Here is a 14,526-nt window from a genome sequence, read left to right on the forward strand (position 1 = left end):
TCGGCGAGCACCGCGCGCTGCAGCCGCGCCAGCGCCTCGGCGCGGAATGTCTTCTGGACGACGTTCGGCGGCTGTTGCGGCTGCGCTGGCTTGGCGGGCGCCGGCTGCATCGCCGGCTCGCCGGCGGCCATGGTGCCGTTGCCGGTGGACGCTGCCGGCGCCGCAGCCATCTGCGCGTCGGCGCCGGTCGTCGACATGCCGCGTGTCTGGCCGGGCGGCTCCGGCGGCGCCTCGGCCCTTGCCGCGGCCTCGCGCGCCTTCTTCACCTCGTCCTGATAGGCAAAGACCGCATCGGCGAGCGCAGGCGTTCCCTGCAGGCCCGGCACCTCCAGCAGCGCGCCGGTGGGCCGGCCGAGCTCGGCCTTCACGAAGCCGCGCGGGTCCGCCGCCGCGTTGACGAGATCACCCGATGCGCCGCCCCGCGCGCCGAAGCCGAAGCGGTTCAAGGCGACGAGTGCTGCCTTCGGATCGCGCGCCATGCCAAATCCTCATCAGGTCCTGGGGGCGGGGCGCCAGCATCACATAACAGCTCGATACCGCCGTGCTGGCGCACCCCATTGCTGCGCACTATACTTCCCGCAGCAGATGAACCGGACATGAAAAGGGCGCGAGCCACGTGGTTCCGAACGTGACAAATCGTTTAGCAAACGTTACCGCGCGGCTGCTGGTTTGCGAGTCCTGCGGAACCGAGTTTACTTGCGATCCTCAAGGCAAATGCTGGTGCTTCGATGCGCCCGTCCGTCTGCCGGTGCCGAAGACCGGGCAGAGCCGGTTCAACGATTGCCTGTGCGCCAAATGCCTCGCGGATCTCGCCCGCGCGTCGGAGCCGACCTCGTGACGCGCTGGCATGTCGAAGCCGTCCTGCTCGACATGGACGGCACCCTGCTCGACACCGAGAAGGTCTATCTCGAAGCGTCGATCGCGGCGCTGAACGCGCTCGGCTATACCGAGGGCATCACCGAGCTTTGTCACGCGATGATCGGGATTCCCGGTCCTGACAATGAGCGCACCCTGCGCGAACATTTCGGCGACAATTTTCCGCTCGTCGAGGTCAACCGGCTGTTCGCCGCCAAGACCGCCGAGATCCTCCAGGCGGGCATGCCGCTGAAGCGCGGCGTCGTCGACCTGCTCGATGCGATCGAGGCGGCCGGCCTGCCCAAGGCCGTCGTCACCTCGTCGTCGCGCAACACCGCCGCCGAACATCTCCGGCTCGCGCGCATCGACCACCGCTTCGATGCCGTGCTGACGCGCGACGATGTCAGCCGCGCCAAGCCGCATCCGGATCTCTATCTGCTCGCCGCCGAGCGGCTGCGGACGCGGGCGCCGGCCTGCGTGGCGATCGAGGATTCCAATCCCGGCGTCGCCGCGGCCCATGCCGCCGGCGCGATCACGCTGATGGTCCCGGACATCGTGCCGCCGACCGATCAGTCGCGCGAGAAATGCGTGGCCGTGCTGCCGCATCTCGATGCCGTGCGCGAGATGCTCAGGCTGCGCCTGCAGCCGGTGCCGACGGCGTGACAGCCGGCTGACGCGAACGCGGCGACCTGGTCCGCCGCGGCAGCGCCGCCGCGACCAGTGTTCGCGCGGCTTCGCCCGCGGTCTCCATGTAGCTCGCGTCCCGGTGCAGCAGCACGACCGCGAAAGCGCCGTCGAGCAGCAGCAGCATCTGCCGCGCCAGCTCGCCTGAGCCGGCGATCCCCGCGTCGGCGAACATCGCCTGCAGCCAGGCCTCGAACTTCTTCTTGTGAGCGGCGCCGATCCTGATCGCGGGATGGCCCGGCAGATTCGCAAGCTCCGCCGTCGTGCGCAGGAAGCCGCAGCCGCGCCATCTCGGGTGCCGCGCAGCCTCGGCGAGATGGCGGAAGATCGCCGCGACCTTGTCCGGGACGGCGCCCGTATCTTCGTCGAACCAGCGCTTGAACAGCGCCAGGTTCGGCTGATCGCGCGCGGCGAGATAGGCGGCGACGAGATCGTCCTTGCTGCGGAAATGATAGTACAGCGTCTTTTTGGTGATGCCGGCCTTCTCGGCCACCGCATCGACGCTGACCGCGCGGATGCCCTCCGCATAGAACAGCCTGCTGGCGGCATCCAGGATGCGGGTACGGGTCGGATCGGAGGAACGGGCCATGGCAGCCACCTGCTAGGTATACTGACCAGTGAATATACCTTGCGCGCCTCGGCGCCTAGTGTTCGCCGCATCGATTGCCAGCCAGCGAGGCGCCACCGTGACCGAGCCGATCCTGCTTCACGTCTCCGACCATGTCGCCCTGCTCACGCTGAACCGGCCGGAGCGGCTGAACGCGCTGAACTACGCGCTGATCGACGCCCTGATGGCGGCGCTCGACCGCATCGAGACGGATACCGGCATCCGGGCCGTGATCCTCACCGGCGCCGGCGAGCGCGCCTTCTCCGCGGGCGCCGACATCGATGAGTTCAGGGCGAGCGTCGGCGAGGGGCGTGCCACGGCATTGCGCGACTTCGTGCGGCGTGGCCAGGCGATGACCGCACGGCTGGAGGCGTTCCAGAAGCCTGTCATTGCCGCCGTGAACGGGCTCGCCTTCGGCGGCGGCTGCGAGATCACCGAGGCGGTGCACCTGGCCGTCGCCAGCGATCGCGCCAGCTTCGCCAAGCCCGAGATCCGGCTCGGCATGCCGCCGACCTTCGGCGGCACGCAGCGGCTGCCGCGGCTGATCGGGCGCAAGCGCGGCCTCGAATGGCTGCTGACCGGCGATCCGTTCACGCCGCAGCACGCGCTGGACATCGGCCTCATCAACGCGGTCGTGCCGCATCACGAGCTGCTGCCCGCGGCACGCGCGCTCGCCCGGCGCATCATCCGCCACGGCCCCGACGCCGTCGCCAGCATCATCACCGCGACGACGCGCGGCCTCAACACGACGATCGGCGAGGGACTGCAGATCGAGGCCGAGCAGTTCGCGCGCCTGGTCGGCGGCCGCGATCTGGAGCACGGTCTGGCGGCATGGCGCAACCGCCGTTCGCCACAGCCGGCCTAGACCGGAAATCCCGGCGACTTGCGCGCCAGTCCATCGAACGCGTCGAGCAGCCGCTCGCGCCAGGCGTAGACGCTGTCGCTCTCCTCCAGCAGCTTGAACGGGCTGACCACGCGCGCCCATTGGAAGCCGCCGAACACGATGTAGTCGGCGTAGTCCGGCGCGTCGCCGCCGATGAAGGGTTGCGTCTTCAGGGTCTGGCGCAGCGGTTCCAGCGACCGGCGGAAACCGGTCACGGCCTGGTCGCGCGGTGCCATGATCTCCTCGAGGCTCTTGCCGAACCGCGCCTCGCGCGAGGCGCGGAAGTAGGCGGCGTCCTCGGCGGCGAGGTTCGTCGGGATGTCGGCGATGATCAGCGGGAAGATGCCGCCGACCACCGCAATGTCGCCCCAGGCGTTCATGAAGCGCGCCATCGCGCGGCCGCCGGCGCCGCCGAACAGCGACGGCCGGTCCGGATAGCTGTCCTCGAGATAGGTCGCGATGGTCCAGGAATCGGCCACCGCCCGCTCGCCGTCGAGCATCACCGGCACCTTCTCCGAACCGTGCGCCGCGATCGCGCTCTTCTCGGTGAAGCGCCAGGGAATGGAATCCGCCGTCAAGCCCTTGTGCGCCAGCGCCATCCGCGTGCGCCAGCAGAATGGGCTGAACGGGCGCCCCGGATCGGTGCCCACGAGTTCGAACAGCTTCAATGCCATGCCCGGTCGATCCTCCCCTTGATGGATCGGTTCTAGCCCAGGACACGCCCGTTGTCGCGCAGCAGCTGCCGGCCGGCCTCGGTGGCCACGATGCAGAGGCCGACGCCGGCGATCTGTTCGCGCGCGACGTAGCCGAGATCGGCGGCATCCTCCCACACCGTCAGCCGCGGGCAGCTGGTGCGCCAGGTCGCGACCACCTCGGCGTGGCTGCGCGGCGCGCGCGCGATCCATTCGACGAAATCCAGCACCAGGGGATCCCCGCTCATGCGTCCCTCATTCGGCTGCGACGGAGCGCTGCGCGAGCAGCAGCAGCAGCCAGCCGCCATAGAGGATGTAGTAGCTCGCGACCGCCGTGATGATGCGGCTGGCCCAGGTCCGGAACTGCTGCTCGCTCATCGCCTCCAGCAGGCGCCGCGCCAAGGTGGTGCCGAGCATCGATGCGGCGATCGCCACAGCTGCGAGCACCGGATCCAGGCTCGCGGCCTGATCGATGATGCCGCCGAAATAGATCAGCTTGGTGAGGTGACTCGCCACCTGGCACGTCGCCTTGGTGGCGACGATGGAGCGGCGGTCGAAGCGGGCGCCGAGGAAGAAGGTGTCGAGCAGCGGCCCGGACACGCCGGTCATCAGCATCAGCCCCATGCAGATCATGCCATAGGTCGCGCCCTGCCAGACGCTCTCGGGATCGGGCCTGAGCGAGGCCGGCATCAGCCGCGCCATGAACGGGGTCACTCCGAGCAGCAGCAGCGCCGCCGGCTTGTCCGGCACGTAGCGCACCAGCGACCAGGCGCCGAGCGCCAGCGCGCAGCCGATCAGATAGACCGCGACCGGCCGCCAGCGGATGTGGCGCCGCCACAGCACCGCGCGCCAGCCGTTGGAGGCCATCTGCGTGATCGCGTGCAGCACCATCGCCGCCGGCAGCGGCATCAGCGCCAGCAGGACGCCGATCAGGATCAGCCCGCCGGCCATGCCGAACAGGCCCGACAGGAACGCCGTCGCCACCATCAGCAATCCGAGCGCTGCAATCAGGACGGGCGTCATGGCTGTTCTCCTCTGCCCGCGAGGATCTCGCACTGGCGGCGGCGAGGCAAACCGAGTTATCTTGCCCTCCATCAGTTTTCCTGAGGGCGGGCATGCGGCGGCTTCTGTTCCTGAACGGCATCAAGGCCTTCGAGGCGGCGGCGCGCACCGGCAGCTTCGCGGCGGCCGGGACCGAGCTCAACGTGTCCGCCGCCGCGATCAGCCGGATGGTCAATCTGCTCGAGCAGCGGCTCGGCGTGGTGCTGTTCGAGCGGAAGGCGAACCGGCTCGCACTCACTACCGCGGGTCGCGCCTATCAGAGCGGACTGACGCCGATCTTCGATGCGCTGTCGAGCCTGACCGCGCAGATCATGGCACCGTCGTCGATGCGGGTGCTGACGCTCGGCGTCGGCCCGACCTTCGCGATGAAATGGCTGATCCCGCGGCTGGCCGACTTCCGAAAAGTGGAACCGGACATCGAGGTCCGAATCACCACGGGCGGTGCCGCGGTGCCGTTCGGCGACGATTGGAGCTGCGGCATCCGGCTCGGCGACGGCGCCTGGCCGGGCCTGGTCGCCGAACCGCTGTTCGCGGCCGACCTCGTGCCGGTCTGCACGCCGCGGCTCGCGCTCACCCTGAAGCGGCCGGCGGATCTCAAGGGCCCGAGCCTGCTGCGCGTCTCCCACGCCGCCGAGGACTGGCCCTTGTGGCTCAAGGCGGCCGGCGTCACGCGCGTGACCGCGCGCGGCACGGAATTCCAGTATTACGGTCATGCGCTGCAGGCGGCCATCGATGGCCTCGGCGTCGCCATGGGCATCCGCCCCTATATCGACGACGATCTCGCGGCCGGGCGGCTGGTTGCGCCGTTTGCGCTGACGGTCCCGAAAGGCGAGCGCTGGTATCTGGTCTATCGCAGCTTTCAATCGGGACAGCGCGATTTCACCGCGTTTCGGCGCTGGATCATTCGCGCAGCCGCGCAATCCGCAACCCGGAACGCGCCTCGCAAGGAGACCATGAAAAAAGACGCCGACGTGTGAACCTATTCACACTTGCCGAGACGTATTCATGCTGTCGTTGCCGTTCGGGACATCGGAACTGGGCAATGACGTACTTGTATGAGGATTTCGCCATCGAGCCATTCGAGGCAGGAAGAGGCTTGTGGCACGCGCGGATTCGTCGCGCGGACATGACTCCCGTGGTGATCAATGGTGTTTCATTTCCATCTCTCGAAGTCGGCTTTGCATGGTCGGATGCAGACATGGCCATCGCCGACGCCAAGAGTCACATCGACCGGTTCCGCAAACGGTGGAGATAGTGCGGCGAATTTGCAGCCACGGAAGGATATCGCTCGACCCCCGGGAAACGCCGGATAGCGCTGCGTGGAGCAATCCCCGAGAGTGATGGCTTAGAGAGTGACACTAACGCTCCAAGTCGACATTCAAAACGCCAATTCGAAATGCCGAGTGTATTCGTAATGCGGACTGCAATTCATGGCTGAGCCTGCCCTCAAACACCTCACCTATTCGGTTCGCACGCGATGCCCGGACTGCGACGCGGAACTGAGCATCCTCAGCGTCATCAACGGCCGCGGCGGCTCCGAATACTGGGCCCTGCAATGCGTCGCCTGCCACGGCGTTCATCTCGACATCGTCGATCCGCCGACCCGCCACTGAGCGTCGGCGGCTGATCATTGTCGCGCCCACCGCTCCGGGCGCTCAGTTCCGGCGATCGCCCCCAGGCGGTCGCCGGTGAGTTTTGATGTTATCCACAATCGCTGCTGCCACCCTGCTGTCAGCAACCTCGTGAGCCCGGCGCGTTCACTCTTTCATGTCGCCGCCATCAGTCCCATATTCGGGCCATGGCGAAGACCCCCGATACTCCCAAAGATTCAGCCAAAGATCCCGCCAGGAAGCCCGGCCGCACGCCGAGATCGAAGGCGCACCGCCCGGACGTCCAGCCGATCGCGCCGGCGCTCGCCGAGCTGCTCAATCCCGCCATCAACCGCGGCGAGAGCGGAATCGGTTCGTCAACCGGACTGCAGCCGCCGCCGGACAATTCCTGGGACCGCCGCAGCGGCGGCGAGGCCGCCGCGCATCGCGCGCGGGCGTCGACGCGGGACAAGAGCGCCGACGTCGCCGCGCGCGACGGCGCCGATCGCGCAATGCCGTTGCGGCCGAATCCGCAGCCCGCCCGCGCGCGCGCCGCGAGCACGGCGGACAGCGCGGAACTGAGCGGCCTCTCCGAGGCCCCGCAGGCCCAGTACGGCACGTCCGCGACCATCCCGACGCTCGATCCGGAGCTGGCCCGCCAGCTCGGCCTGCCCACCGCCGAGGATGACGACGAGGCACTGGCCCGTCCGCCGCGCAGCAAGATGGAGGCGCTCGGCGTCAAGGCCACGGCGGAGGCCCTGGAGGCGCTGATTCGCGAGGGCCGCCCCGAATTCCGCAAGGACGACGGCTCGCTGAAGGTGTGGACGCCGCACCGGCCGCCGCGCCCGGAGAAGAGCGAGGGCGGCGTCCGCTTCGAGATCAAGTCGGCCTATGAGCCGAAGGGCGACCAGCCGCAGGCGATCAAGGAACTGGTCGAGGGCATCGCGCGCAACGACCGCACCCAGGTGCTACTCGGCGTCACCGGCTCCGGCAAGACCTACACCATGGCCAAGGTGATCGAGGCGACGCAGCGCCCGGCGATCATCCTGGCGCCGAACAAGACGCTCGCCGCGCAGCTCTATGGCGAATTCAAGAGCTTCTTCCCCGACAACGCGGTCGAGTACTTCGTCTCCTATTACGACTACTACCAGCCCGAGGCCTACGTCCCCAGGACCGACACCTATATCGAGAAGGATTCCTCGATCAACGAGCAGATCGACCGCATGCGCCACGCCGCGACGCGCGCGCTGCTCGAGCGCGACGACGTCATCATCGTCGCCTCGGTGTCGTGCATCTACGGTATCGGCTCGGTCGAGACCTACACCGCGATGACCTTCGCGCTGAAGAAGGGCGAGCGCATCGACCAGCGCCAGCTGATCGCCGACCTCGTCGCCCTGCAATACAAGCGCACCCAGCACGATTTCACCCGCGGCACCTTCCGTGTCCGGGGCGACATCGTCGACATCTTCCCGGCGCACTATGAGGACCGTGCCTGGCGCGTGAACCTGTTCGGGGACACCGTCGAGACCATCGAGGAGTTCGATCCGCTCACCGGCCACAAGCAGGACGAGCTCGAATTCATCAAGGTCTACGCCAACTCCCACTATGTCACGCCGCGCCCGACCCTGGTGCAGGCGATGAAGTCGATCAAATCAGAGCTGAAGATCCGGCTCGACCAATTGCACGCGCAGGGCCGCCTGCTCGAGGCGCAGCGGCTGGAGCAGCGCACCACCTTCGACCTGGAGATGATGGAGGCGACCGGCAGCTGCGCGGGCATCGAGAACTACTCGCGCTACCTCACCGGCCGCCTGCCCGGCGAGCCGCCGCCGACTTTGTTCGAATACGTGCCGGACAATGCGCTGGTGTTCGCCGACGAGAGCCACGTCACTATCCCGCAGATCGGCGGCATGTTCCGCGGCGACTTCCGCCGCAAGGCGACCTTGGCGGAATACGGCTTCCGCCTGCCCTCCTGCATGGACAACCGTCCGCTGCGGTTCGAGGAATGGGACATGATGCGGCCGCAGACGGTCGCGGTCTCCGCCACGCCGGGCGGCTGGGAGCTGAACGAGGCCGGCGGCGTGTTCGTCGAGCAGGTCATCCGCCCGACCGGACTGATCGATCCTCCCGTCGATATCAGGCCCGCCCGCACCCAGGTCGACGACCTCCTTGGCGAGGTCCGCGCGACCGCGCAGAAAGGCTATCGCTCGCTGATCACGGTGCTGACCAAGCGCATGGCCGAGGACCTCACCGAATATCTGCACGAGCAGGGCATCCGCGTCCGCTACATGCATTCGGACATCGACACCATCGAGCGCATCGAGATCATCCGCGACCTCCGCCTTGGCGCGTTCGACGCGCTGGTCGGCATCAACCTGCTGCGCGAGGGCCTCGACATTCCCGAATGCGCGCTGGTCGCCATCCTCGACGCCGACAAGGAAGGCTTTCTGCGCAGCGAGACCTCGCTCATCCAGACCATCGGCCGTGCCGCGCGCAACGTCGACGGCAAGGTGATCCTCTACGCCGACCAGGTCACCGGCTCGATGGAGCGCGCGATGGCCGAGACCGCGCGCCGCCGCGAGAAGCAGGTCGAGTACAACACCGCCCACGGCATCACGCCGGAGAGCGTGAAGAAGTCGATCGGCGACATCCTCAACTCGGTCTATGAGCGCGATCACGTGCTGATCGAGACCGGCGGCGGCACCACCACCGACGACGTCATCTCGATCGGGCACAATTTCGAGGCCGTGCTCGCCGACCTCGAAACCCGCATGCGCGAGGCCGCCGCCGATTTGAACTTCGAGGAGGCCGCCCGCCTGCGCGACGAGGTCAAGCGCCTGCGCGCCACGGAGCTCGCCGTCGTCGACGACCCCACCGCCAAGCAGCGTACGGTGCAAGACAAGGCGGGAGCCTACGCCGGCGCCAAGAAGTACGGCGACGCCGCCAATCTGCCGACCACGGCGATGAAGGGCCGCGGCGCGTCCGCGCGCGGCGGCACCAAGTCGCGCGAGCGCGATCCACTGGCGCCTTCGATCAACGACCTCATCGGGTCTTCGAGCCACGACGGTGGTGCCTCCACCCCCTCTCCCCGTGCTTCACGGGCTCGGGACGAGCGAAGCTCGCCCTTGGAGGGTCGGGGTGAGGGGCGCCCCTCGGGGGCTCCCTCCACCTCCAAAGTCCACAAGCCCCATCTCGACGAGATGCACGGCCCGGAATCCCTGCCCTACCGCCCCAACGCCAAGCTGCCGCCAAAGCCCTTCGGCAGCAGCAGCAAGATCATCCAACCAACCAACTCCCGCGAATCCGGCCCGGAGTTCGGCCCGGCTCCGCGGTCGACAGGTGGCGCACCGGGCAAGCGCGGCGGGTGGAAGAAGCGGTGAGTCTATGCGGCGGATTACGCTGCGCTAATCCGCCCTACGGCACCGTTCGTAGGGCGGATTAGGCGAAGCCGTAATCCGCCGCCACGCAGACGCATCCATCGGCCAAGCTTGTCTCGACCCATCCGCATCATTAGGCTGGCCATCATCTCGACGCCGGCTTCGAACCCATGCCCAATTATCGTCGCGCATTCGTTCCAGGCGGCTGCTGGTTCTTCACCGTCAACCTCCTCGACCGGCGTCTCGGTCTGCTGATCGAGCACGTCGATCTCCTGCGTTCGGCCGTTGCTGCGACGAGGGAGAGTTACCCTTTCGAGATCGATGCCTTTGTCGTCATGCCGGATCATCTTCATACGGTCTGGACCCTGCCGCCGCACGATGCCGATTTCTCAACGCGCTGGCGGCTGATCAAAAATCGGTTCGCACGGGAGCTGCCAAAAACTGAAAGCCTGAGCCCGGTTCGTCTTGCAAATGGAGAGCGGGGCATCTGGCAGCGCCGATTTTGGGAGCATCTGATCCGCGGCGAGGACGACTACGCCCGCCACGTGGAGTATTGCTACATCAATCCCGTGAAGCATGGTCTCGTCAGCCGTGTGGCCGACTGGCCTCATTCGTCATTCCATCGCGATGTCCGCACAGGGCTGTTTCCGAGCGATTGGGCTGGTGATGCCGCCGTCAGCGGAGAGTTTGGAGAGCGATGATCGTTCCTTCCATCACGAAGTGTTTGCGCGGGGCGATGGCGGATTACGCTGCGCTAATCCGCCCTACTCTACGGTGCGTAGGGCGGATTAGGCGAAGCCGTAATCCGCCACATCTGCTCGTCGGGCAAATCAGCCCCGACACCTGGAAATCAGTCAATCAGTTCGGATAAAAATAAACCCCTTGCCTTCTTCGCCAAATCAGCATTATTCTCCCGCTCGTTCCGTTGCGTCGGAGGGGACGTATCGCGGTCGTCACGGACGTCGGCAGCGGAATGCGGTGGGCGTGGGTCGTTGCAGCGTGATCAGTCGCGCCGACGAACAGCGATGCACGCACGGTCAAGTCGCGCGGTCCTGGCACCCCGAAGCTGGTGTCACGCTTGCGCCGGCGCTCACGCGCCGCGCGGGCAACGGTGGCCAAAAGCCGGCGCACCGGGGAGAACGCGAAGCAGCCGTCAAAACCATCGCGCAGGGAGGGCCGGGTGTTCTCGGCCAGACCTGTGGTACCTGCCGCCTGCATTCTTTTCCGCAGGCGGGCCACGGGCGCGGCCAGCGCCCGGCCTTCCCTGCGCCCTCTGTCGGAGAGGGCAATGCTGACATCAAAGCTCGGATGCAAAACGCGTCGCGAGATCGCGGCGGTGTAGTCGCATGGATCAGCAGGCGCTGTCGGACAATGTCAACGTGACAGGGACCACGAGCGTCATTGCGAGCGCAGCGAAGCAATCCAGAGTCCTTGCGCCGCCCTGGATTGCTTCGCTGCGCTCGCAATGACGGACATCCCGGTGGGCGTGTGATTCAACAATCACGGTGTCGTCCCGGCGGACGCCGGGACCCATAACCCCAGGGAGATGTTGTTGCCCACGATGTTGGACCAGTCTTGTCTCATCACGACTGCCGCGGAGTATGGGTCCCGGCGTTCGCCGGGACGACGATGGCTTGTATGGAGGCGGGGTCGTTCACACTGGCAACGCGATCGAATATTTGACCTGGCTCAGCGCAAAGCTGCTCTCGATCGAGGCGATGCCGTCGAGCCGCGTCAGCTTGGTCTTGAGGAACGCCTCATACGACGACAGGTCGGCCGCCACCACGCGCAGCAGGTAGTCGCGATTGCCTGTCATCAGATAGCACTCGAGCACCTCCGGCCAGGCCGAGATCGCCTTTTCGAACCGCTTGAGGTCCTCCTCCTTCTGCCGCGCCAGCTTGATCGAGATGAAGACCGAGACGTGCAGCCCCAGCGCCTTCTGGTCGACGGTGGCGAGATAGCGGGTGATGACGCCGCGTTCCTCCAGGAGCTTGACGCGGCGGTGGCAGGGCGAGACCGAGAGACCGACCTTGTCGGCGAGCTCCTGCATGGTGATGCGGCCGTCGGCCTGGAGGTGGCCGAGGATCTTGCGGTCGATGGCGTCGAGGTCGGACATTGGGATATCGTGCCGGAATTGAAGGTTATGGCGGGAAAATATCCCAATAATGATCGCTCGTGCGCGAAAAATTGAGAATTATGGCCGCCTCGGCGGGATTAGAGTCAAGGAATCCAACGAACGTCCCTGGGAGCAGCGCGCCATGGCCAGGCCACCCGCAACAACGCCATCCGCATCGTCAGACCGTCTCGACATCCTGAACGCGCTGACCCGCAAGGCGCTGTGGCTGTCGTCCTGGACCATCCACCACGCCAACCACATCCGGCCGAACACCGACGGCCTCAAGGTCGGCGGCCATCAGGCGTCCTCAGCCTCGCTCGCGACCATCATGTCGGCGCTGTACTTCTCCGTGCTGCGCCCCGAGGATCGCGTCGCGGTGAAGCCGCATGCGAGCCCCGTCTTCCATGCCATCCAGTATCTGTTCGGCCGCCAGACCAGGGAGAAGCTGGAAAACTTCCGCGGCTTCAAGGGCGCGCAGTCCTATCCGTCGCGCACCAAGGACGTCGACGACGTCGACTTCTCGACCGGCTCGGTCGGCCTCGGCGTCGCGCAGACCTTGTTCTCCTCGCTGGTGCAGGACTACGTCAAGGCGCATGGCTGGATGAAGGACCGCCGCGAAGGCCGCATGATCGCGCTGGTCGGCGATGCCGAAATGGACGAGGGCAACATCTTCGAGGCGCTGGCCGAGGGCTGGAAGCACGGCCTGCGCAACACCTGGTGGATCGTCGACTACAACCGCCAGAGCCTGGACGCCGTCGTGCGCGAGGGCCTGTGGGAAAAGTTCGAGACCATGTTCCGCAATTTCGGCTGGGACGTGGTGATCGTGAAATACGGCCGGCTGATGCGCGAGGCGTTTGCCGAGCCCGGCGGCGAAGCGCTGCGCCGCTGGATCGACAACTGCCCGAACGCGCTTTACGCGGCGCTGTGCTTCCAGGGCGGCGCGGCGTTCCGCAAGCACATCCAGGACGAGATCGGCGACCAGGGCGATGTGACGCGGCTCTTGGACAAGCGCAGCGACGACGAGCTGCTGGCGCTGATGTCAAATCTCGGCGGCCACGACATGGCGAGCATGCTGGAGGCATTCGAGTCCATCGATCACGACCGTCCGGTCTGCTTCATCGCCTACACCATCAAGGGCGTCGGACTGCCGTTCCAGGGTCACAAGGACAACCACGCCGGCCTGATGACCGTCGCGCAGATGGAGAAGTGGCGGGCTGAGCAGAATATCCGCCCCGGTCACGAGTGGGACAAGTTCGAAGGCCTGACGCAGGACCCGGCCAGGCTGGAGGCGTTCCTCGCCTCCGTGCCGTTCAACCGCGATGGCCGCCGGCTCGACGATGCGGTGTTCGACGTGCCGGAGCGGCTGAGCTTCACCGCCGCGGCGCAGATGTCGACGCAGCAGGGCTTTGGCCTGATCCTCAACGACCTCGCCCGCGGCGACACCCCGCTGGCCTCGCGCATCGTGACCTCGTCGCCCGACGTCACCGTGTCGACCAATCTCGGCGCCTGGGTCAACCGCCGCGGCCTGTTCGCGCATGCCGAGAAGGCCGACCTGTTCCGCAGCGAGAAGATCCCGTCGACCTTCAACTGGGCCGCCTCGCCGAAGGGGCAGCACCTCGAACTCGGCATCGCCGAGATGAACCTGTTCATCATGGCCTCGGCGCTGGGCTTGTCACATGCGATCAACGGCGCCCGGCTGCTGCCGATCGTCACGCTGTATGATCCCTTCATCGAGCGCGGCCTCGATGCGCTGAACTACGCCTGCTACCAGGATGCGCGCTTCATGGTCGTCGCGACGCCGTCGGGCGTCACGCTCGCGCCGGAGGGCGGCGCGCACCAGTCGATCGCGACACCGCTGATCGGCATGGCGCAGGACGGGCTGTCGTCGTTCGAGCCGGCCTTCGTCGACGAGCTCGCCGCGATCATGAAGTGGGGCTTTGCCCACATGCAGCGTGAGCCGGGCGAGGGCGGCTCGGTGTACTTGCGTTTGTCGACACGCAGCATCGACCAGCCGCAGCGGATCATGTCGCCGGAGCTGGAAGCTGACATCGCCGCCGGCGCCTATTGGCTGCGCAAGCCCGGCCCGAACGCCGAGGTGATCATCGCCTACACCGGCGCGGTGGCGCCGGAGGCGATCGAGGCGACCGGCTTGATCGGGGAATCCCGCCGCGACGTCGGCCTGCTCGCGATCACCTCCGCCGACCGCCTCCATGCCGGATGGACCGCCGCCCGCAGCCTGCGCCGGCATCGCCGCGGCGTGCAGCATCTCAGCCATATCGAGCAGCTCCTGGCGCCACTGCCGCGTGAGTGCGGCATCGTCACCGTGATCGATGGCCATCCGGCAACGCTCGGCTGGCTCGGCTCGGTGCGCGGACATCGCGTCGAGGCGCTGGGCGTGGAGAGGTTCGGCCAGACCGGGACGATCGACGATCTCTACCGCCACAACGGCATGGATGCGAACGCGATCATCGACGCCGCCGAGAGCCTCACCGGCGCACCGGTGCGGCATCGCAAGATGGCGGTGTGACGGGAGCAGAAAAGCTGTGCCGTCTCCCCCACCTGGATGAAGGAGACGGCTGGCAACTTGGATCAAATGGCGAGGTGCTGAAAAAGCGACGCAATAAAACTGGACGAAGTCATTCGTGATCGAATTGTGTCCAGCGT

Annotated in this window: 15 protein-coding genes and 1 pseudogene; 9 read left to right on the forward strand and 7 right to left on the reverse strand. The window is 66.8% G+C overall.

Annotated elements, in window-relative coordinates:
• Nucleotides 1-479: pseudogene (locus tag BRAS3809_RS02820) on the reverse strand (hypothetical protein); the annotation flags it as partial.
• Nucleotides 480-628: 149 nt separating this feature from the next.
• On the opposite strand from BRAS3809_RS02820, the gene BRAS3809_RS37235 reads away from it, so the two are divergent.
• Both BRAS3809_RS37235 and BRAS3809_RS02825 read left to right on the forward strand, forming a co-directional pair.
• Complete coding sequence (locus tag BRAS3809_RS37235) at nt 629-838, forward strand: cysteine-rich CWC family protein (protein WP_349509824.1); 210 nt, start codon at nt 629-631, stop codon at nt 836-838.
• On the forward strand, nt 835-1,518 hold the full coding sequence (locus BRAS3809_RS02825; RefSeq protein ID WP_035655126.1) for an HAD family hydrolase: 684 nt from the start codon (nt 835-837) through the stop codon (nt 1,516-1,518). Before BRAS3809_RS37235 ends, BRAS3809_RS02825 begins: the two co-directional genes overlap by 4 nt.
• On the opposite strand, the gene BRAS3809_RS02830 is transcribed toward BRAS3809_RS02825, so the two are convergent.
• The gene (locus tag BRAS3809_RS02830; protein WP_008960590.1) at nt 1,484-2,128 is read right to left on the reverse strand and encodes a TetR/AcrR family transcriptional regulator; all 645 of its coding nucleotides are present in this window, start codon (nt 2,126-2,128) and stop codon (nt 1,484-1,486) included. The genes BRAS3809_RS02825 and BRAS3809_RS02830 overlap by 35 nt on opposite strands.
• 97 nt (nt 2,129-2,225) lie before the next feature.
• On the opposite strand from BRAS3809_RS02830, the gene BRAS3809_RS02835 reads away from it, so the two are divergent.
• Entirely contained in the window at nt 2,226-3,011 is a 786-nt protein-coding gene (locus BRAS3809_RS02835; protein ID WP_008960591.1) for a crotonase/enoyl-CoA hydratase family protein, read from the forward strand.
• Here BRAS3809_RS02835 and BRAS3809_RS02840 read toward each other — a convergent pair.
• Genes BRAS3809_RS02840 through BRAS3809_RS02850 form a run of 3 tightly spaced genes read right to left on the reverse strand, consistent with a single transcriptional unit; the run spans nt 3,008 to nt 4,744 of the window.
• Complete coding sequence (locus tag BRAS3809_RS02840) at nt 3,008-3,703, reverse strand: glutathione S-transferase family protein (protein ID WP_035655127.1); 696 nt, start codon at nt 3,701-3,703, stop codon at nt 3,008-3,010. The two genes, BRAS3809_RS02835 and BRAS3809_RS02840, sit on opposite strands and share 4 nt — an antisense overlap.
• Nucleotides 3,704-3,735: 32 nt before the next feature.
• Complete coding sequence (locus BRAS3809_RS02845) at nt 3,736-3,969, reverse strand: hypothetical protein (protein ID WP_008960593.1); 234 nt, start codon at nt 3,967-3,969, stop codon at nt 3,736-3,738.
• Between the two features lie 7 nt (nt 3,970-3,976).
• The gene (locus tag BRAS3809_RS02850) at nt 3,977-4,744 is read right to left on the reverse strand and encodes a sulfite exporter TauE/SafE family protein (RefSeq protein ID WP_008960594.1); all 768 of its coding nucleotides are present in this window, start codon (nt 4,742-4,744) and stop codon (nt 3,977-3,979) included.
• Between the two features lie 92 nt (nt 4,745-4,836).
• On the opposite strand from BRAS3809_RS02850, the gene BRAS3809_RS02855 reads away from it, so the two are divergent.
• The 5 genes from BRAS3809_RS02855 (at nt 4,837) to BRAS3809_RS34590 (ending at nt 10,447) form a co-directional block, all read left to right on the forward strand.
• Nucleotides 4,837-5,760, forward strand: a complete 924-nt coding sequence (locus tag BRAS3809_RS02855) for a LysR substrate-binding domain-containing protein (protein ID WP_008960595.1) — start codon at nt 4,837-4,839, stop codon at nt 5,758-5,760.
• 65 nt (nt 5,761-5,825) lie between these two features.
• Entirely contained in the window at nt 5,826-6,038 is a 213-nt protein-coding gene (locus BRAS3809_RS02860) for a hypothetical protein (protein WP_035655128.1), read from the forward strand.
• Nucleotides 6,039-6,213: 175 nt separating this feature from the next.
• Nucleotides 6,214-6,396 carry a hypothetical protein gene (locus BRAS3809_RS02865; protein ID WP_008960596.1) on the forward strand — a complete coding sequence of 61 codons (183 nt, stop codon included), beginning with the start codon at nt 6,214-6,216 and terminating at the stop codon, nt 6,394-6,396.
• A gap of 185 nt (nt 6,397-6,581) precedes the next feature.
• Entirely contained in the window at nt 6,582-9,749 is a 3,168-nt protein-coding gene (gene uvrB / locus BRAS3809_RS02870) for an excinuclease ABC subunit UvrB (protein ID WP_008960597.1), read from the forward strand.
• A 167-nt stretch (nt 9,750-9,916) separates the two neighbouring features.
• Nucleotides 9,917-10,447, forward strand: a complete 531-nt coding sequence (locus tag BRAS3809_RS34590; RefSeq protein ID WP_008960598.1) for an REP-associated tyrosine transposase — start codon at nt 9,917-9,919, stop codon at nt 10,445-10,447.
• 157 nt (nt 10,448-10,604) lie between these two features.
• Here BRAS3809_RS34590 and BRAS3809_RS34595 read toward each other — a convergent pair whose 3' ends face one another.
• Together BRAS3809_RS34595 and BRAS3809_RS02890 are read right to left on the reverse strand one after the other, a co-directional pair.
• Complete coding sequence (locus tag BRAS3809_RS34595) at nt 10,605-10,964, reverse strand: hypothetical protein (protein WP_240535582.1); 360 nt, start codon at nt 10,962-10,964, stop codon at nt 10,605-10,607.
• Between the two features lie 436 nt (nt 10,965-11,400).
• On the reverse strand, nt 11,401-11,862 hold the full coding sequence (locus tag BRAS3809_RS02890) for an Lrp/AsnC family transcriptional regulator (protein ID WP_008960601.1): 462 nt from the start codon (nt 11,860-11,862) through the stop codon (nt 11,401-11,403).
• A gap of 142 nt (nt 11,863-12,004) precedes the next feature.
• Between BRAS3809_RS02890 and BRAS3809_RS02895 the strand changes: the two genes are divergently transcribed.
• Nucleotides 12,005-14,389: a thiamine pyrophosphate-binding protein gene (locus BRAS3809_RS02895; protein ID WP_008960602.1), complete on the forward strand. Its 2,385-nt coding sequence runs from the start codon at nt 12,005-12,007 to the stop codon at nt 14,387-14,389.
• Nucleotides 14,390-14,526: the final 137 nt, after the last annotated feature.

It is taken from the genome of Bradyrhizobium sp. STM 3809 (assembly GCF_000239795.1).
In the GTDB taxonomy this organism is placed as follows: domain Bacteria; phylum Pseudomonadota; class Alphaproteobacteria; order Rhizobiales; family Xanthobacteraceae; genus Bradyrhizobium.